The following is a 17,843-nucleotide window of genomic DNA, read 5'->3' on the forward strand; positions in this document are numbered from 1 at the left end:
GGCCTGAGGGATGAGAAAGCGGAAATGGCATTAATGTCCCGGGAACGGCACCAAGCTGTAGCAGTTAATACCCTGTTTTTCAAGGCGTTGTTCACCGCCAAGATCGAACAGATTAATGATGAATGCCGCGTCGTTCACCTCACCGCCCAGACGGCGAATCAGTTTCACCGTGGCTTCGATGGTGCCGCCGGTTGCCAGCAGATCGTCGATCATCAGCACCTTGTCTCCCGGTTTGATCGCATCAACATGGATCTCTAACTGGTCAGTGCCGTACTCCAGCTCATAGCTCTCGGCAATGGTTTCACGCGGCAATTTACCCGGCTTACGCACCGGAACAAAGCCAACGCCCAGACCCAGCGCAACCGGTGCGCCAAACAGGAAGCCACGCGCTTCGGTTCCCACCACTTTGGTTATGCCAGCGTTTTTATAACGCTCAACCAGCAATTCAATGCTAAGAGCATACGCTTGCGGATCTTCCAGCAAACTGGTGACATCACGGAACAGAATGCCCGGCTTCGGATAATCCTGAATGCTTTTGATGCTGTTTTTAAGAAATTCAAGCTGCTGCGCAGTCGCTGTCATGGATTTTTGCCTGATAGAAACGGTATTACTCACGGTACACGCGTTTACACTTTATGTAACTACTGATTAACATTTAATCAGCCGCACCCGTGCTCGAAAACGCTCGAATTTACTGACTGTGCGCCACAATTGCAACTGCCATTACTGCGGTTTATGTTTTTTGTTGCTTTGCATCAATCACCGGAATACGCCATATCTACCCTAAATAATTCGAGTTGCAGGAAGGCGGCGGCGCAGCGACAAATTCGTCGGGAACGAATTTGCCCAACCGAAGGTTGGCCTCCGGTGAGAGACAGGATGTCTCTCAGTAATCCCCAGGAGTTTACTCCAGTCAGTGACTGGGGTGAGCGACAGAACCACGCCAGGCGTACCAGGCACTACCGCCAGCCAACCAATGATGAGTAAAATAGTCCGTTGCATAGCGCACTTCATCAGCATTATGAACGGGTAATGTAAGAGTGTGATATTTACCGGGAGAAGAGACGTGAAAAACGCCGCGCTTTTAGACACGCTGGAGCAGCACATGGATAAATTACGCCAGTTGGCCGCGCCGCTGGCGCAGCATGCGACGATCAGCGCTCGTTTTGACCGCCAGCTTTTCCAGACCCGCAGCACGTTGATGAAATCCTGTCTGGATGAGGCTGCGGCCAATCTGGCAGCGTTGCACCGCGCTGTAGAGGGCAACCATCTGGATCAGGTTGCCTGGCTGGCGGAGCGCCTGACCGCGCAAATCACTGCTCTCACGCGTGAAAGCGCAGTCTGGCCGCTGCGCGAGTGGGATCATGCATCGCCAGGCATTGCGCGCTGGCAGCGCAGGCGTTTGCAACATCAGGAGTATGAGCGTCGGTTGCTGGCAATGAAACAGGCGCGCGAGCAGCGCTTAAACGCCGTCAGCACGCTGGTCGAGCAGCAGCAACTGCATAAAGAAGTGGAGGTGCTGGCCGGCAGGCTCGCCCGTTGCCGCCAGGCGCTGGACAATATTGAGCGCGTGCTGGCGCGCTTAACCCGCTAAATCGAGGAGAGGTAATGTCGCTGGAAAATGCCCCGGAGGAGATCAAGCTGGCTGTTGATCTGATCATGTTACTGGAACAACATGAGATTGCGCCAGACGTTGTGCTGAAAGCGCTGGAGATAGTCAAACGGGATTTTGAGAAGAAACTTGAGGCGTGATCCCCTCCCCACCAGTTGTCTCTTGATCGGATCATCTGATCAAAAGAGAGCCCCAGCGGGGAGAAGATTGACAGGACTTACCCCGCCTGAGAAGGCGTTGGATCGTCGCCTTTCAGTTCGCGCTTAACTTCAGTCAGCTCATCACCTTTGTCATTGTGCAGATGGACTTCGAGCTGGTTAAAGGCGATATCAATATTGTTCTCGCGGCACAGCTTGTCGATGGCGCGGTTCAGTTCATCAACCGTGTAGCTTCGATCGCGCAATTCACGCACGTACAGACGCAGTTCATGATCCAGCGTGCTGGCGCCGAAGGTGGTGAAGAACACCGACGGCTCCGGATCGTGCATCACTTTCGGGTGCTCCATCGCCGCTTTCAGCAGCACTTTTTTCACTTTATCCAGATCGGAACCGTACGCCACGCCGAGGCGGATCACCACGCGGGTGATAGTGTCAGAGAGCGACCAGTTGATCAGACGCTCGGTAACAAACGCCTTGTTCGGAATGATCACCTCTTTGCGGTCAAAGTCGGTAATAGTGGTCGCACGGATGCGGATCTTACTCACCGTTCCGGAGAAAGTGCCGATAGTCACGGTATCGCCGATACGCACCGGACGTTCGAACAGGATAATCAGACCGGAGACAAAGTTACCGAAAATTTCTTGTAAGCCGAAACCTAAACCAACCGATAGCGCCGCAGCCAGCCATTGCAGTTTATCCCACGAGACACCAAGCGAGCCGAACACCGTCAACGCCCCGACTGCGATGATGATGTAGTTCAGGATCGTCGTCACGGCATACGCAGAGCCCTGCCGCATATTGAGCCTGGAGAGGATCAGCACCTCCAGTAAACCCGGCAAGTTGCGGATTAGCGCCCACGACACAACAAAAACAATCACCGCAAACAGCAAACTGCCAAGCGTTACGCTCTTCATTACCGCAGCGCCCGCTTCGGTACCGTTGTAGTGCCACAGCGTTATGCTGTCGAGGTAAGCAAATACGGTGATCAGATCTGACCAAATCGCCCAGAACATCACGCCAAACAGCGCCACCATCACCAGCATCGTAATACGCAGGGTTTGCTGGTTAACCTGTTCCAGCGCGATAGTCGGCTCTTCCTGCGGTTCAACGCCTTCAGCCCCCTCTTTTACCATATTCTGCCGACGCGCCAACGCACGGCGATAGGCAATACGTCGGGCGGCCACACTGAGGCCACGCAGAACCGTCTGGTAAAGCAGGTTCCAGATAATCACCAGATAGACGGTTTCGATCCAGCGCCCGGAGAGACGCAGCGTGGTATAGAAATATCCCGTTGCGGTCAATACCATAAGCGCTATCGGCACTATTGCCAGCACGGTAATCGTCGCCAGGCGAAGGGTGTGAGACTCTTTGTCGTGCCAGGTTTCACGGAACATCGGCCAGACCAGACAGGTAATCACCAGCAGATTCAGCAGGATGACAAACTGCCCCAGCACGTCATCCATCAGATGCAGCGGAGAGAGTTCAGCAACAACCGACCAGAAGTGCAACGGCAACAGCGCCAGACTGACGCGCACAATTTGCCGCCGCCAGTGGCTGGTAAGCTGGGCGGGCATATTAAAGTGGCTGACGGCGACACCGTTTTTCTCCAGAACTTTCCAGCACAGGCCAAATATCAGCCAGAATAATGTCAGTTTTTTACTGAATGCCCACAGCAATTCACTAACGTTAAGCTGCATAGTCAGCAGGATAAGGCCAATGGCCAGAATAATCAGGCACACCGGCAACGCACGGATAAGATCAATCAGAATCGCTTTCGGCGTGTGCAACTGGCTGTCGTTACGCAGTTGTCCAACCTGCGCCGCCAGCTTAGCCTGATAATCTTTCAGCCAGCGCAAACGCCAGCGGATAAGCCCGGCAATCAGCAGCAACGGTAGCCCTGCCAGGAACGCGATAGCTACCGCAGGCCAAGCTTTCTCCCAGTTGACAGTGATCTTCATGGCTTTGATTTGGTCATGCAGCGCCTGCGGGAAGGATTTGATCCACTCCCAGTCCATTGGCTTATTGCTGTTCACCCAGAAGATCTGCTGTGTCAGAATTTCTTGCAGGTTATTCGACACGCTCATCAACTGCTGCTGGTTAACTTGCAGGTTGATGGCCATCATCAACTGAGTACCCAACTGTTTATTCAGTTGATCGAGCAGCTCACGACGCATATCCACAATCTGTAATAGCGCGTCATGCACTTCATCGTTGACTTCACTGGAATGACCTTCCTCCAGTTTGGCGACAAAGGTATCGCTCTGGAACAGCGCATCACGCTGCTGGTTGATTTCAAACTGTTCAAGACGCAGATCCGCAATGCGGTTGGTCATGTCTGCCAGCTCATCCGCCGAGGGCAATGTCTGCTGTTGCTGATACAAAATACGCGACAGCAACAGACTGCCTTTCAGCACCGAGATCTGCTCTTTAACGTTGCGTTCGGATTGTAGAGCACGATCGAGCCAGTTTTTCACCTTAATATTCTGCTGCACCAGCGAGTTGCCATTTTCCGTGGCTGCAATCAGTTTCTGGCTTAGCTGATGATTAATATCCAGCTCCTGTTTCACCAGCGGGTTGGCCTGAATCCGCAACGTTTCATCCGGCGTTACCGCTTCCTTAGCCGTTTTTTCCGTCAGCGTCAAACGCTTGCTGTTCACTGCTTCCTGCAACAGCTGCAACTGATGCTCAAGGCGGTTGCTATTCGCCGTCACGTAATCGCGTTGTTTTTGCAGCGTATCCTGTAATGTGGTGTTGCCTTCAAGGCTTTTACGCAGTTGCTCGATCTGTGCATTCAACAACACCTGTTGTGCCTGCAACAGAGTTTGTTGCGTAGGACGTAGAGCGCCTTCACCTACCACAGTGCTGTTCAGACGGTTGCGGATCTGCTGCAACTGCTGAGAAGCAGAGTACATGGAATGTTGCACGCGCTCAGGCTGAGTTTGCAGCGAAATCAGTTGACTGTTGTAGCTCGATAAATCGTTCTGGGCAGTTTGTAAATCTTCCAGAGATTGCGAGATGCGGGACTCCAGTTGGCGCAGGGAGAGCGAGGCCAGCGTTTTACGCGTTTCGTCGTCGTTATCTTTATCACTTAGCGCATTGAGGGCATCGGTCGCCTGGAGCAGTTGATCCGGCGCCTGGGCAATTTTTTGCTTCAGCAGCGCGGTTTCTTGCTTCACGCGGTCGATTTTGTCGAATGTGTCCAGCGTCTCGGTCAAATCCTGAATAACCAGTTTGTCCTGCGCGGTATGATTCTTTTGTTTGTTTAGCGTATCAAGCTGGCTTTGTACGTCGCTGCGGGAAGGTAAATCGTTCGCGGTCTGCGCAAGGGCGACGTTACTCACCAGGCTTGCGAAGAGCAGGAACAGTGCGGCGGCAAAAGCGGCGAGCGTGTTTCGCATGTGGTAGTTGTGCAACATAATTTGAGCGATCGTTTTCTGTACGGGAAAGGCGACCGGAATGGCCGCGAACGCAAGAATATCACGCCGTTATGCAACAACCTAGAAAAGTGAATCGCCTTCAGAATAAATCCTGGCGGATCTGGTAGTCAGGCGCTGACGCCGCCCTGGTCTGCCCGCAGCGTCGGGCAGAGCTGGCACATCTCCAGCAGGATCGCCACGTAAGCACGCGCTTCACTTTTCAAATCGAAAGATTGCGGCGCAAATAGCCAGTTTTCTATAATGCCGGAAATATAGGCGCGCATTAATACCGCCACGCGGCGAGTGAGTAAATTGGCGGGCAGCAATTTTGCCTGAATACACTGGGAAAGCGTATGCTCGATTCGATCATAGCTTTCAAGACACAGGTTGCGCTGTGCTTCTTGTACAATGGTCATTTCCCCGACAAACTCACATTTGTGAAAAATGATCTCCATCATTAATCGCCGCCGCTCTTCAATAACTGTCGCTTCAAGGATATAAACCAATATTTCTCTTAGTATAGAGAGTGGATCGCCAGGGAATTTTGCCCGATACTCAAGCTCAAGATCGTCAATACTGAACTCTGACAGCTTCCAAATTTCACTAAATAAATCCGACTTATTTTTGAAGTGCCAGTAAATCGCGCCGCGAGTCACACCTGCCGCCTGCGCAATGTCAGCCAGTGAAGTAGAAGAAACGCCTTGCCGGGAAAACAAGCGTATGGCGACATCGAGAATGTGCTGTCGCGTCTCCTGCGCCTGTTGTTTGGTTTTTCGTGCCATATGATTGTGAATTTACAGGAGTCAGACTTACATACATTTGTGAATGTTTGTACCATAGCACGACCATAACATAAACGCAGCAATGGGTTTTTGGGCCATTGATCCATTGATCAATTTGAAATCGGACACTCGAGGTTTACTTATGAACAAAAACAGAGGGTTTACGCCTCTGGCGGTCGTTCTGATGCTTTCGGGCAGCTTAGCGCTTACAGGATGTGATGATAAACCGGCTCAGCATGGTGCGGGTCAGATGCCGGAAGTAGGCGTTGTCACGGTCAAGACTGAACCTCTGCAAGTCACCACTGAGCTACCAGGTCGAACAACCGCTTTTCGCATTGCGGAAGTGCGTCCTCAGGTCAACGGCATTATTTTGAAACGCAACTTCACGGAAGGTAGTGACGTTGAAGCTGGTGTCTCACTCTATCAGATTGATCCCGCGACTTATCAGGCCGCTTATGACAGCGCAAAAGGCGATCTGGCGAAAGCGCAAGCAGCTGCTAACATCGCTCAGATGACCGTCAACCGTTATCAGAAACTGTTGGGCACTAAGTACATTAGCCAACAGGATTACGATACCGCGCAGTCGGACGCTCAGCAGGCTAACGCTTCCGTTGTTGCGGCGAAAGCAGCAGTAGAAAGCGCGCGCATCAACCTGGCATATACTAAAGTTATTTCCCCCATCAGTGGCCGTATCGGAACGTCCACCTTCACGGAAGGCGCGCTGGTACAGAACGGACAAGCCACTGCGCTGACTACCGTACAGCAGCTTGATCCGATCTACGTTGACGTTACCCAGTCCAGCAATGATTTTCTGCGTCTGCAGCAGGAAATGGCGAACGGTACGCTGAAGCAGGAGAACGGCAAAGCGAAAGTTCAGCTTGTTACCAACGACGGCGTTCAATACGCCCAGGAAGGTACGCTTGAGTTCTCTGGTGTGACGGTAGACCAGACCACCGGTTCCATCACTCTGCGCGCGGTGTTCCCGAATCCGAATCACGCATTGCTGCCAGGCATGTTCGTACGCGCCAAACTGGAAGAAGGTATCAATACGAATGCCATGCTGGTTCCACAGCAGGGTGTTACCCGTACGCCGCGTGGTGGCGCAACGGCGATGGTGGTGGGGGAAGGCGATAAAGTTGAAGTCCGTAATATCGTCGCAAACCAGGCCATTGGCGACAAATGGCTGGTGACTGAAGGTCTGAAAAGCGGCGATCGCGTGATTATTGCCGGCTTACAAAAAGTAAAACCGGGCGTGCAGGTTAAAGCTCAGGAAGTGACTTCTGACAACAAAGAGCAGGCCCAGACAGGCGGCCAGTCAGAAAAACCGAAGTCTTAACTAAAACAGGAGCCGTTAAGACATGGCTAAGTTTTTTATCGATCGCCCCATCTTTGCGTGGGTTATCGCGATTATCATCATGTTGGCAGGGGTTCTCTCGATCCTCAAATTGCCGGTAGCGCAATATCCAACGATTGCGCCGCCGGCAATTCAGATCACGGCTTCCTACCCGGGTGCTGATGCGAAAACGGTACAGGATACCGTGACGCAAGTTATCGAACAGAACATGAACGGTATCGATAACCTGCTTTATATGTCCTCTGCCAGTGATTCCTCTGGTACGGTACAAATTACAATTACCTTTGATTCCGGAACGGATGCGGATATCGCGCAGGTTCAGGTGCAGAACAAACTGCAACTTGCCATGCCGCTGTTACCGCAGGAAGTGCAGCAGCAAGGCGTTAGCGTTCAGAAATCATCCAGCAGCTTCCTGATGGTTCTCGGGCTGATCAGTACCAACGGCACTATGACGCAGGAAGATATTGCGGACTACGTTGGCGCAACCATCAAAGATCCAGTCAGCCGAACTTCCGGCGTCGGTGACGTTCAGCTGTTCGGTGCGCAGTATGCGATGCGTATCTGGATGGATCCGAGCAAACTCAATAACTTCCAGCTTACGCCAGTTGACGTGATTGCGGCTATCAAAGCGCAGAACGCCCAGGTCGCGGCAGGCCAGTTAGGTGGTACTCCGCCGGTGAAAGGGCAACAGTTAAACGCCTCAATCATCGCGCAAACCCGTCTGACCTCAACGGAAGAGTTCGGTAAGATCCTGCTGAAAGTTAACGCTGACGGTTCACAGGTTCGTCTGCGCGACGTAGCGAAGATTGAACTGGGCGGCGAAAGCTATGACGTAATCGCGCGCTATAATGGTCAACCGGCTGCGGGTCTCGGTATCAAACTGGCAACTGGCGCGAATGCGCTCGATACCGCCAAAGCGGTACGTGCGACCATTGCCAAACTGGAACCGTTCTTCCCGCACGGCCTGAAAGTGGTTTATCCGTATGACACCACGCCATTCGTTAAGATCTCGATTAACGAAGTGGTGAAAACGCTGGTTGAAGCGATCGTACTGGTATTCCTGGTAATGTACCTGTTCCTGCAAAACTTCCGTGCAACGCTGATCCCAACGATCGCAGTGCCGGTGGTACTGCTCGGGACGTTCGCAATACTCGCCACCTTTGGCTACTCCATCAACACCCTCACCATGTTCGGTATGGTGTTGGCGATAGGTCTGTTGGTGGACGACGCTATCGTGGTGGTGGAAAACGTCGAACGTGTGATGATGGAAGAAGGCCTGCCGCCAAAAGAGGCGACGCGCCGTTCCATGGAGCAGATTCAGGGAGCGCTGGTTGGTATCGCGTTGGTTCTGTCGGCAGTATTTATACCGATGGCCTTCTTCGGCGGTTCAACCGGGGCAATCTATCGCCAGTTCTCCATTACTATCGTTTCCGCGATGATACTGTCTGTGCTGGTCGCATTGATCCTGACACCGGCGCTGTGCGCCACGATGCTGAAGCCCGTTGCCAAAGGCGACCACGGTGAAGGCAAAAAAGGCTTCTTCGGCTGGTTCAACCGCATGTTTGAGAAGAGCACGCATCACTACACCGACAGCGTAGGTAACATTCTGCGCAGTACCGGTCGTTACTTGCTGCTCTATATCATCATCGTTGCAGGTATGGCGGTGCTGTTTGTGCGTCTGCCAAGTTCGTTCCTGCCGGATGAAGACCAGGGCGTATTTCTCACTATGGCCCAGTTGCCTGCAGGTGCGACGCAAGAGCGTACACAGAAGGTGCTGGATGAAGTGACAAACTATTATCTGGAAAATGAGAAAGACAACGTTAACTCCGTCTTTACCGTTAACGGCTTTGGCTTCTCTGGTCGCGGTCAGAACACCGGTCTGGCGTTCGTATCGCTGAAAAACTGGGACGAACGTCCTGGTGAAGCGAATAAAGTACCAGCAATCGCACGCCGTGCGAGCGCGCACTTTGCATCGATCAAAGATGCGATGGTCTTCGCTTTCAACCTGCCAGCGATTGTTGAACTCGGTACGGCAACCGGCTTCGACTTTCAGTTAATTGACCAAGCGAACCTGGGACATGAGAAATTGACCCAGGCGCGTAACCAACTGTTTGGCGAAATCGCTCAGCATCCGGATCTGCTGGTGGGCGTGCGTCCTAACGGCCTGGAAGATACGCCGCAGTTCAAGATCGATATTGATCAGGAAAAAGCACAGGCGCTGGGCGTGTCGATTAGCGACATCAACACCACGCTAGGTGCAGCCTGGGGCGGCAGTTACGTTAACGACTTTATCGACCGTGGTCGCGTGAAGAAAGTGTACGTTATGTCACTGGCCAAATACCGTATGTTGCCAAGCGATATTGGTGACTGGTACGTGCGGGCGAGCGATGGACAGATGGTGCCGTTCTCCTCCTTCTCCAGCACACGATGGGAATACGGTTCACCGCGTCTGGAGCGTTATAACGGTCTGCCATCGATGGAAATCCTCGGCCAGGCGGCACCGGGTAAAAGTACCGGTGAAGCGATGATAATGATGGAACAACTGGCCAGTAAGCTGCCGACCGGTATCGGTTATGACTGGACGGGGATGTCCTATCAGGAACGTCTCTCCGGCAACCAGGCTCCGGCGTTGTATGCTATCTCGCTGATCGTGGTATTCCTCTGTCTCGCAGCGCTGTATGAAAGCTGGTCGATTCCATTCTCGGTCATGCTGGTTGTACCGCTGGGTGTTGTGGGCGCATTGCTGGCTGCTACCTTCCGCGGCCTGACCAATGACGTTTACTTCCAGGTTGGCCTGCTGACAACCATTGGCTTGTCGGCGAAGAACGCGATACTTATCGTCGAATTCGCCAAGGATCTGATGGATAAAGAAGGTAAAGGTCTGGTAGAGGCGACGCTGGAAGCGGTTCGTATGCGTCTGCGTCCTATTCTGATGACCTCGCTGGCATTTATCCTTGGGGTGCTACCGTTGGTTATCAGCTCCGGCGCAGGCTCCGGCGCGCAGAACGCAGTAGGTACTGGCGTAATGGGTGGGATGATCACCGCAACCATCCTGGCTATCTTCTTCGTTCCGGTGTTCTTCGTGGTGGTACGTCGCCGCTTTAGCAGCCGCAGTGAGGATATCGAGCACAGCCATAAGATTGAGGAACATTGATCGTTTCTCTACAGGAAAGGCCGCACTTAGCGGCCTTTTTCATATCAACACATCCGAAATTAAAAGCATTTATTGCCTGTTTGCTTATTTTATACTGGCGATATAAGGCTTATAATAACTACGTATTTTGAAATCGGCGATCATCTGCCGTTTATAAAGTTTAATTATCTGGTACAATCAGTTTAACCCAGACGATTCCTGGTATAAGAATACCTTTCAGGCTGGAATAATCTATTCCATGCTAACTTAATGAATCTCAAGGATGAACAAGCAATAACGCACACAGGTGTAACACGTTCCATCCCGATGTTATGTTCCTATTTTGTCCATTTTTCTCAAAAAAAACATTATTTGTAATTTTTCGTGATAGCCCAATGAAATCCTATTCAGACTAGCTTATAGTTATATTGACAAACATAAAGCAACGTCAGTCTCTGGTCAGAGCAGAAGTTCCCATCCTGAAACAGCAGTCGGTTAGTAAAAAATTACCACTCAGAAGGGGATGCGTTATGGACGAATACTCGCCAAAAAGGCATGATATCGCACAACTCAAATTTCTCTGCGAAACGATGTACCATGACTGCCTTGTGAATCTCGAAGAGAGCCATCATGGGTGGGTTAATGATCCTACATCCGCAGCCAATTTGCAGTTAAATGAGCTGATTGAACACATAGCGACCTTCGCACTTAATTATAAAATTAAGTATAATGAAGATAATAAACTGATTGAACAGTTAGACGAATATCTTGACGATACGTTTATGTTGTTCAGTAGCTATGGCATAAATACACATGACTTACAGAAATGGCAAAAAACAGGCAACAAGCTGTTCCGCTGCTTCGTCAATGTAAGTAAGGCTAATCCGGTTAGCCACTCTTGTTAATTTTTCAACACTAAGGTGAAGCAATGTCCGAAAAACCATTAACAAAAGTTGATTATTTGATGCGTCTCAGACGCTGTCAGACAATTGATACCCTTGAACGCGTAATTGAAAAAAATAAATACGAACTCCCGGATGAGGAACTTGCGGTGTTTTATTCAGCAGCCGACCATCGTCTGGCAGAACTGACCATGAATAAGCTGTATGACAAAATCCCCTCCTCCGTATGGAAATTTGTACGATAAACTATTTTTCTACGCAAACAGAGCCTTCAGATTCCGTGACGAGTGTCTTCGAATCAGATGAATGATGAAAAGCAAAAAATGATTGCCGGATTGCCCTATCTTTCGGCAGATGAAGCCTTGCGCGCCGATCGTCTACGAGCCAGGCAGTTACTGCATCGTTACAATCATTCGGCGCCGGAAGAAAAAGCCGAGCGTAAAGATATTCTCGCCAGCCTTCTCGGCCAGAGTGAAGGGGCTTATATCGAACCAAATTTTCGCTGCGATTATGGCTACAATATTTTTCTCGGCCGCAATTTCTATGCGAATTTCGACTGTGTCATGCTTGATGTTTGCCCAATTCATATCGGCGATAACTGCATGCTGGCGCCCGGCGTCCATATCTACACCGCAACGCATCCGCTGGAGGCCGCCGAACGCATCAGCGGTGTGGAATATGGCAAACCTGTCACCATTGGTCACAATGTCTGGATAGGTGGCCGCGCCATTATCAACCCGGGAGTAACGATTGGCGATAACGCCGTCATCGCCTCCGGTTCGGTCGTCGTCAAAGATGTGCCGGCGAATGTCGTGGTCGGCGGCAACCCGGCGTGTATCATCAAATCCCTGCCAGCCGTCTAACTGTTATCGTTTTTTGCGGCAAAACTGTTACTTTTTTCATACAAAATGGCAACTTAAAATAGCCTGTCTACCTGCAAAACAGTATCAGTAAAGGCGTAAGATGACAGAGATACAGCGGCTGCTCAGCGAAACGATCGAAGAGATCAACCAGCGCGAGAAACGGGATAACCGCCCGCGCTTCAGCATCAGTTTTATTCGCAACCACCCAGGCCTGTTTGTCGGCATGTATCTGGCCTGGCTTGCCACGCTGGCGGTGATGCTTCAGTCTGAAACCCTCTCCGGCTCCGTCTGGCTATTGATCGTACTCTTCGTGGTTCTGAACGGTTTCTTCTTTTTTGACGTTTATCCACGCTACCATTACGAAGATATCGATGTGCTCGATTTCCGGGTCTGCTATAACGGCGAGTGGTACAACACACGATTTGTTCCATCAGGTTTGATTAACGCGATCCTGCAATCCCCGCAGGTTGAGGAAGAGAGCAAGTCCCGGTTGGAAAAAATGGTAGCGCGTAAGGGCGATCTCTCATTTTACGACGTCTTCACCCTCACCCGCCCCGAGACTGCTCAATCAGCCGGTTAAGCGTACGTACCGCCGCCATAAACTGGCTGGCAGACGTGTTGCCATAACCCAGAACCAACCCGCTGGAAGCAGCACTCTTATGCAGCCAGAAACGACTTAACGCAAGTACACACAAAACATCAGCGCTTCCTGCGCGCCTTCGGTGATCACTATCTGTTCAGCGTTGCAATCAATGCCACGCGTAACCGCCATTCACCGGTGGATTCACCATAATTCAATAACAGGCTGCTTTCATCGCGCCACACTCGTTCAGCCAGCCGTCGCCAGACAGCCAACGGGAAGTAATTTGCCGCCGGCATGCCCGGCGTCAACGCCAACGCTGGCGAATGACGTAAAACCCCTCCTGGCAGCCGCGCCCTTTCCCTCTCGAAGGCTGTTATTATCGTCTTGAACCGCTGGACACTGAGCACACCAGCGCGCTGTTTCAGGCGCATCAACAAGCAGGTGATAACCGGAGCTGGACGTGGTTACTGCGGGAGCCGGAAAAAGATGAAGCGGCGTTTCGCGCACTGCAACGCTGGCTTGCCGCCGATAACTTCACGGCCGATGGCAAGCAGCGCTGCTCCCTGGCATCACTTCGCGCTTAACGCTTTTTCTTTTTGCCCTGCACCGCTTTGAAACGCGGATTGGATTTACAGATCACATATAAACGCCCCTTGCGCCGAACAACCTGGCAGTCAGGGTGGCGTTGTTTCGCATTGCGCAATGAATTCAGCACCTGCATCACTTACTCCTTTTTATCGCTAAAAAAGCGACCATAACGTTGCTGGAAACGTGCTGCGCTGCCTTCGTTAGCAATCACTTTTTGTTTGCCGGTGTAATAAGGATGCGACGCCGACGAAACGTCGATGGTGATGTACGGATAGGTCACGCCTTCCAGTTCGATTTCGCGTTCCGTTTTAATGGTTGAACCCACTTTAAAGTATTCGTTGGCACTGGTGTCGTGGAAGACCACGGTACGATAGTGAGGATGGATATCAGCTTTCATAATTCACTCATTTGTTTTGTTATAACATAACAAAAGTCTAGCGAAGTTATTTCTCCATTTCAAGCGATCCGCGTTATGCGTTTTTCGCAAAAGCACATGATCCTGTGCGGACATAAATTAGAAAAGAACGTTATTGGTCGAATTGATGCCCCTAAGGCAAGCTGTCATCACACCTGACGAAGAGGAAAAAGAAAATGCGCTGTTGTTGCCCCCGAACCCTGAACCTGACCAGAACACGATTATTGACTGCCTTCGGAGAACACAATGGACGCAACGACGTTACCGATCCTCGATCTTGCCCGCTACACGCACGGCGCTGACCGCGAACACTTTCTTGCCGATCTGCGCCACGCTGCGCGCGATATCGGTTTTTTCTACCTGATTAACCACGGCGTCGACGATGCACTGCAACGCGCCGTTCAGCAAGAATCACGACGTTTTTTCGCCCTCACTGATGAACAAAAACAGCAAGTGGCGATGATCCACTCTCCCCATTTTCGCGGCTATAACCGCGTCGCTTCAGAGATAACCCGCGGACAGCCGGACTGGCGTGAGCAGTTCGATATTGGTGCGGAACGCCCGGCGCTGCTGCTCAGCGACAACGATCCCGGCTGGCGACGTTTACAAGGCCCGAATCTTTGGCCGCAAGCCTTGCCAACGCTGAAGCCCGCCCTACTCGCCTGGCAAAAAGCGATGACCGATATGGCCATCACACTGCTGAGGGCGTTTGCCGAAGCACTGCAACTACCTGCGGACGCCTTTGACGCGCTTTATGGCGATAAACCGAACGAGCATATCAAGCTGATCCGCTACCCAGGCCAGCACTCGACCCAAAGCGCACAAGGTGTAGGCGCGCATAAAGATTCCGGCTTTCTCAGTTTTCTACTCCAGGATGAGCAAAAAGGGCTACAGGTAGAAGTCGAACCAGGCCACTGGATCGATGCCGCACCGCTGGCAGGCAGTTTTGTTGTCAATATTGGCGAACTGCTGGAACTGGCCACCAACGGCTATCTGCGCGCTACCGTTCACCGCGTGGTTTCGCCCCCTGCGGAACAGCAGCGTTTGTCGATTGCTTTCTTCCTCGGCGCCCAGCTTGATGCGGTAGTGCCGTTGTACACCCTGCCGCCGAAGCTGGCACAAGGGGCGCGCGGGCCGGAGAGCGATCCGCACAACCCACTGCTGCGTGACGTCGGCTGGAACTATCTGAAAGGCCGCCTGCGCTCCCATCCGGATGTGGCGGAACGTTATTACCGCGATGTGCTGCGCGAACGCACTGAACAATTGATCGTCTGACCATAACAACACAGGAACACACATCATGAAACATGCCGCTTTTACTCTGGCAGGGGTAGCACTGTCTCTTTCTCTGGTATGGACTTCCGCGCAGGCAGAAGCACTGCGAGTCGCTGCCGACCCGGTGCCGCACGCGGAGATCCTCAATTACATCAAAAAGATCGATCCAAAACTGGATCTGAAAGTAGTTGAATTAACCAACGGTGCCAATGCTAACGAGCTGCTGGCGAACGGCGATGTCGATGCCAACTACTTCCAGCATGTGCCTTACTTGAAGGATCAGGAAAAGGCGCTGGGTAAAACTTTTGCCGTCGCCGCGACGGTACACATTGAACCGCTCGGCATCTATTCACATAAATACAAGGATTTCAAATCGCTGCCGAATAACGCCAAAGTGGCCGTACCGAACAACGCCACTAACCTGAGCCGGGCCCTGTTCTTGCTGCAAGCTCAGGGATTGATCAAGCTCGACAGCAAGTTCACCGATCCGGCCACCACGCTGGCGACACCGAAAGACATCGTGCAAAACCCGAAACATTTGCAGATCCTTGAGATAGAATCGCCGCAAATCCCGCGCTCGCTGGATGATGTCGATCTGGCAGTGATCAACGGCAACTACGCGCTAGAAGCAGGGTTGAGCCCGGCGAAAGATGCGCTCGGTCTGGAGAGTGCAAAGCACAACCCCTATGCCAATATTCTGGTCACCAATCCGCAATTGGCCAACGATCCGCGCATCAAAGAACTGGCCAAAGATCTGACATCACCGCAGGTCGCGGAGTTTATCCGCAAACAATATAACGGTTCGGTGATCCCGGTTGCGCCGCAGTCATGATTGAGATTGAAGGGCTGAGTAAAACCTACGCCGGAGCGGGCCGACCGGCGTTAAAAGAGGTGTCGCTGAACGTACCGAAAGGTGCGATTTACGGCATCCTCGGGCGCAGCGGCGCAGGGAAAAGTACGCTGATCCGCTGTCTTAATCTGCTGGAGCGGCCCACTGCGGGCCGCATTATCATTAACGGTAATGACATCACCCAACTGGATAAGGCCGGGCTTCGCGAGCACCGTCTGCGCACCGGAATGATTTTTCAGCACTTCAATTTACTGCATGCGCGTACCGTCGCCGATAATGTCGCCGTGCCGCTGGAAATCGCCGGAGTTGCGAAAGATCAGCGTCAGGCGCGTGTGGAAGAACTGCTGTGGCTGGTGGGATTAAGCGAAAAAGCGCACGCCTTTCCGTCACAGCTTTCAGGTGGACAAAAGCAGCGTGTCGGCATTGCCAGAGCGCTGGCGGCACATCCTGATGTGCTGCTGTGCGACGAAGCCACCAGCGCGCTGGATCCAGAAACTACGGCATCAGTGCTGGAGTTACTGGCGGACATCAACCAAAAACTGCAACTCACTATTGTGTTGATCACCCATGAACTGGAAGTGGTCAAAACGCTGTGTGATCACGCGGCGCTGCTGGAAAATGGCGAAGTCATCGAGAGCGGAAAAATCGCTGATTTGCTGGTCGCTCCGTGGTCACGGCTGCGCCAGGCGCTGTTGCACGATCCGCAGGCAGAGCAGGCATTTCTTGCTCGTCATGGTTTTACCGGGAGGCCGTTATGTGGGGTCGCATGAGCTGGGAGGATCTCTGGCCACTGCTGTTAAACGGCTCACTGGAGACCATTTATATGGTCGGTCTGTCGGCACTCTTTACCGTACTGATTGGTCTACCGTTGGGCGTGCTGCTGTTTATTTCCCGCAACAATGGCTTAGCGCCGATGCCAAAGCTGAATGCGCTACTCGGTACGATTATCAATATTGGCCGCTCGCTGCCATTTATTGTGCTATTGATTGCACTGATCCCATTTACCCGTTTACTGATAGGAACCACGCTGGGTAGTACCGCCGCCGTCGTGCCGGTGACCATTGGCGCATTTCCCTTCTTCGCGCGCCTGACAGAAACCGCGCTGGACGAAGTAGATTACGGGCGCATTGAAGCCATTTTATCTATGGGCGGTAACCTCTGGCATGTGATTGCGAAAGCGCTGTTGCCAGAAGCGCTTCCCATGCTGCTGGCCGGGATCACCTTAACGGTGGTGATGCTGATTGGCTTCTCATCGATGGCGGGCGTAATTGGCGGCGGCGGGCTGGGCGATTTAGCCATTCGTTACGGCTACCAACGCTTTAACAACCAGGTCATGTTCGGCACCGTGATTATCCTGGTGGTGATGGTACAGGGCGTGCAGATGGTGGGAGATCGCCTGGTTCGCAGACTGGCGCACCGCCGATAATCTGTTTCGCTGTTTCTTTGCCCATAAAACTGTGACGCCGCACATTATCAAGATGGCAAAAGCCTTAACACTGGCGATGTTTACCAAAGGTATCGAAACCGAAACTCATAACAGTGTGGCGTGTAATACGGGCAAAGCTGGCTTTACAACAAAGCGCTACCGGCGGAGTAATGCCGATCAGTTAAGGATCAGTTGACCGATCCAGTGGCTGTGTAAGAATCCGGAAACGCTCACTCGTTTCCGGATTTTTTTATGTACATTGGACAGGCCCTTGATTTGGTATCCCGTTACGATTCTCTGCGTAACCCACTGACTTCTCTGGGGGATTACCTCGACCCCGAACTCATCTCTCGTTGCCTTGCCGAATCAGGTACAGTAACGCTACGCAAGCGCCGTCTTCCCCTCGAAATGATGGTCTGGTGTATTGTTGGCATGGCGCTTGAGCGTAAAGAACCTCTTCACCAGATTGTGAATCGCCTGGACATC

General features: G+C 52.2%; 19 protein-coding genes and 2 pseudogenes. 14 read left to right on the top strand and 7 right to left on the bottom strand.

The window, feature by feature from the left end; all coding sequences use genetic code 11:
• Positions 1-30 precede the first annotated feature (30 nt).
• Both apt and GA0061070_RS25560 read right to left on the bottom strand, forming a co-directional pair.
• The gene (gene apt, locus GA0061070_RS16135; protein WP_090137065.1) at positions 31-582 is read right to left on the bottom strand and encodes an adenine phosphoribosyltransferase; all 552 of its coding nucleotides are present in this window, start codon (positions 580-582) and stop codon (positions 31-33) included.
• Between the two features lie 333 nt (positions 583-915).
• Positions 916-1,002 (bottom strand): annotated as a pseudogene (locus GA0061070_RS25560) (hypothetical protein); the annotation flags it as partial.
• A gap of 64 nt (positions 1,003-1,066) precedes the next feature.
• Here GA0061070_RS25560 and priC point away from each other — a divergent pair.
• Positions 1,067-1,594: a primosomal replication protein N'' gene (gene priC / locus GA0061070_RS16140; RefSeq protein ID WP_090137066.1), complete on the top strand. Its 528-nt coding sequence runs from the start codon at positions 1,067-1,069 to the stop codon at positions 1,592-1,594.
• 14 nt (positions 1,595-1,608) lie between these two features.
• Positions 1,609-1,752: a pleiotropic regulatory protein RsmS gene (rsmS, locus tag GA0061070_RS16145; protein WP_090137067.1), complete on the top strand. Its 144-nt coding sequence runs from the start codon at positions 1,609-1,611 to the stop codon at positions 1,750-1,752.
• Between the two features lie 77 nt (positions 1,753-1,829).
• On the opposite strand, the gene mscK is transcribed toward rsmS, so the two are convergent.
• Both mscK and acrR read right to left on the bottom strand, forming a co-directional pair.
• Positions 1,830-5,186, bottom strand: coding sequence for a mechanosensitive channel MscK (mscK, locus tag GA0061070_RS16150; protein ID WP_090137068.1), 3,357 nt, complete (start codon positions 5,184-5,186; stop codon positions 1,830-1,832).
• A gap of 128 nt (positions 5,187-5,314) precedes the next feature.
• Positions 5,315-5,968 (bottom strand): multidrug efflux transporter transcriptional repressor AcrR, encoded by a 654-nt coding sequence (acrR, locus tag GA0061070_RS16155; protein WP_090137069.1) that lies wholly within the window; start codon positions 5,966-5,968, stop codon positions 5,315-5,317.
• Positions 5,969-6,110: 142 nt separating this feature from the next.
• On the opposite strand from acrR, the gene acrA reads away from it, so the two are divergent.
• The 6 genes from acrA to GA0061070_RS16185 all read left to right on the top strand — a co-directional run bounded on the left by acrA (position 6,111) and on the right by GA0061070_RS16185 (position 12,800).
• Positions 6,111-7,304: a multidrug efflux RND transporter periplasmic adaptor subunit AcrA gene (acrA, locus tag GA0061070_RS16160; RefSeq protein ID WP_090137070.1), complete on the top strand. Its 1,194-nt coding sequence runs from the start codon at positions 6,111-6,113 to the stop codon at positions 7,302-7,304.
• Positions 7,305-7,326: 22 nt separating this feature from the next.
• Positions 7,327-10,476 (top strand): multidrug efflux RND transporter permease subunit AcrB, encoded by a 3,150-nt coding sequence (acrB, locus tag GA0061070_RS16165; RefSeq protein ID WP_090137071.1) that lies wholly within the window; start codon positions 7,327-7,329, stop codon positions 10,474-10,476.
• A gap of 509 nt (positions 10,477-10,985) precedes the next feature.
• Positions 10,986-11,360 (top strand): Hha toxicity modulator TomB, encoded by a 375-nt coding sequence (gene tomB, locus GA0061070_RS16170; RefSeq protein WP_090137072.1) that lies wholly within the window; start codon positions 10,986-10,988, stop codon positions 11,358-11,360.
• 23 nt (positions 11,361-11,383) lie between these two features.
• Positions 11,384-11,602, top strand: coding sequence for an HHA domain-containing protein (locus tag GA0061070_RS16175; protein ID WP_007373583.1), 219 nt, complete (start codon positions 11,384-11,386; stop codon positions 11,600-11,602).
• Positions 11,603-11,659: 57 nt separating this feature from the next.
• Complete coding sequence (gene maa, locus GA0061070_RS16180) at positions 11,660-12,220, top strand: maltose O-acetyltransferase (protein WP_090137073.1); 561 nt, start codon at positions 11,660-11,662, stop codon at positions 12,218-12,220.
• Positions 12,221-12,320: 100 nt separating this feature from the next.
• Positions 12,321-12,800 carry a YlaC family protein gene (locus tag GA0061070_RS16185; RefSeq protein ID WP_090137074.1) on the top strand — a complete coding sequence of 160 codons (480 nt, stop codon included), beginning with the start codon at positions 12,321-12,323 and terminating at the stop codon, positions 12,798-12,800.
• A 149-nt stretch (positions 12,801-12,949) separates the two neighbouring features.
• Here the strand turns inward: GA0061070_RS16185 and GA0061070_RS26010 are convergent, their stop codons facing one another.
• Positions 12,950-13,099, bottom strand: a complete 150-nt coding sequence (locus tag GA0061070_RS26010; RefSeq protein ID WP_425256060.1) for a hypothetical protein — start codon at positions 13,097-13,099, stop codon at positions 12,950-12,952.
• A gap of 96 nt (positions 13,100-13,195) precedes the next feature.
• Here GA0061070_RS26010 and GA0061070_RS26015 point away from each other — a divergent pair.
• Positions 13,196-13,348: pseudogene (locus GA0061070_RS26015) on the top strand (hypothetical protein); the annotation flags it as partial.
• A 35-nt stretch (positions 13,349-13,383) separates the two neighbouring features.
• Here the strand turns inward: GA0061070_RS26015 and ykgO are convergent.
• Together ykgO and GA0061070_RS16205 are read right to left on the bottom strand one after the other, a co-directional pair.
• Positions 13,384-13,524, bottom strand: coding sequence for a type B 50S ribosomal protein L36 (gene ykgO / locus GA0061070_RS16200; protein WP_090137075.1), 141 nt, complete (start codon positions 13,522-13,524; stop codon positions 13,384-13,386).
• A gap of 3 nt (positions 13,525-13,527) precedes the next feature.
• Complete coding sequence (locus GA0061070_RS16205) at positions 13,528-13,788, bottom strand: type B 50S ribosomal protein L31 (RefSeq protein ID WP_090137076.1); 261 nt, start codon at positions 13,786-13,788, stop codon at positions 13,528-13,530.
• 264 nt (positions 13,789-14,052) lie between these two features.
• On the opposite strand from GA0061070_RS16205, the gene GA0061070_RS16210 reads away from it, so the two are divergent.
• The 5 genes from GA0061070_RS16210 to GA0061070_RS16230 form a co-directional block, all read left to right on the top strand.
• The gene (locus tag GA0061070_RS16210; RefSeq protein ID WP_090137077.1) at positions 14,053-15,081 is read left to right on the top strand and encodes an isopenicillin N synthase family dioxygenase; all 1,029 of its coding nucleotides are present in this window, start codon (positions 14,053-14,055) and stop codon (positions 15,079-15,081) included.
• Between the two features lie 25 nt (positions 15,082-15,106).
• The gene (locus GA0061070_RS16215; protein WP_090137078.1) at positions 15,107-15,913 is read left to right on the top strand and encodes a MetQ/NlpA family ABC transporter substrate-binding protein; all 807 of its coding nucleotides are present in this window, start codon (positions 15,107-15,109) and stop codon (positions 15,911-15,913) included.
• Entirely contained in the window at positions 15,910-16,701 is a 792-nt protein-coding gene (locus tag GA0061070_RS16220) for a methionine ABC transporter ATP-binding protein (RefSeq protein WP_090137079.1), read from the top strand. Before GA0061070_RS16215 ends, GA0061070_RS16220 begins: the two co-directional genes overlap by 4 nt.
• Positions 16,698-17,357 (top strand): methionine ABC transporter permease, encoded by a 660-nt coding sequence (locus tag GA0061070_RS16225; protein WP_167353586.1) that lies wholly within the window; start codon positions 16,698-16,700, stop codon positions 17,355-17,357. The genes GA0061070_RS16220 and GA0061070_RS16225 overlap by 4 nt, the downstream gene beginning before the upstream one ends.
• A 252-nt stretch (positions 17,358-17,609) precedes the next feature.
• Positions 17,610-17,843 (top strand): transposase domain-containing protein (locus GA0061070_RS16230; RefSeq protein ID WP_208598182.1); only part of this gene is annotated, 234 nt, incomplete at its 3' end.

The organism is Kosakonia oryziphila, from assembly GCF_900094795.1.
Taxonomy (GTDB): domain Bacteria; phylum Pseudomonadota; class Gammaproteobacteria; order Enterobacterales; family Enterobacteriaceae; genus Kosakonia; species Kosakonia oryziphila.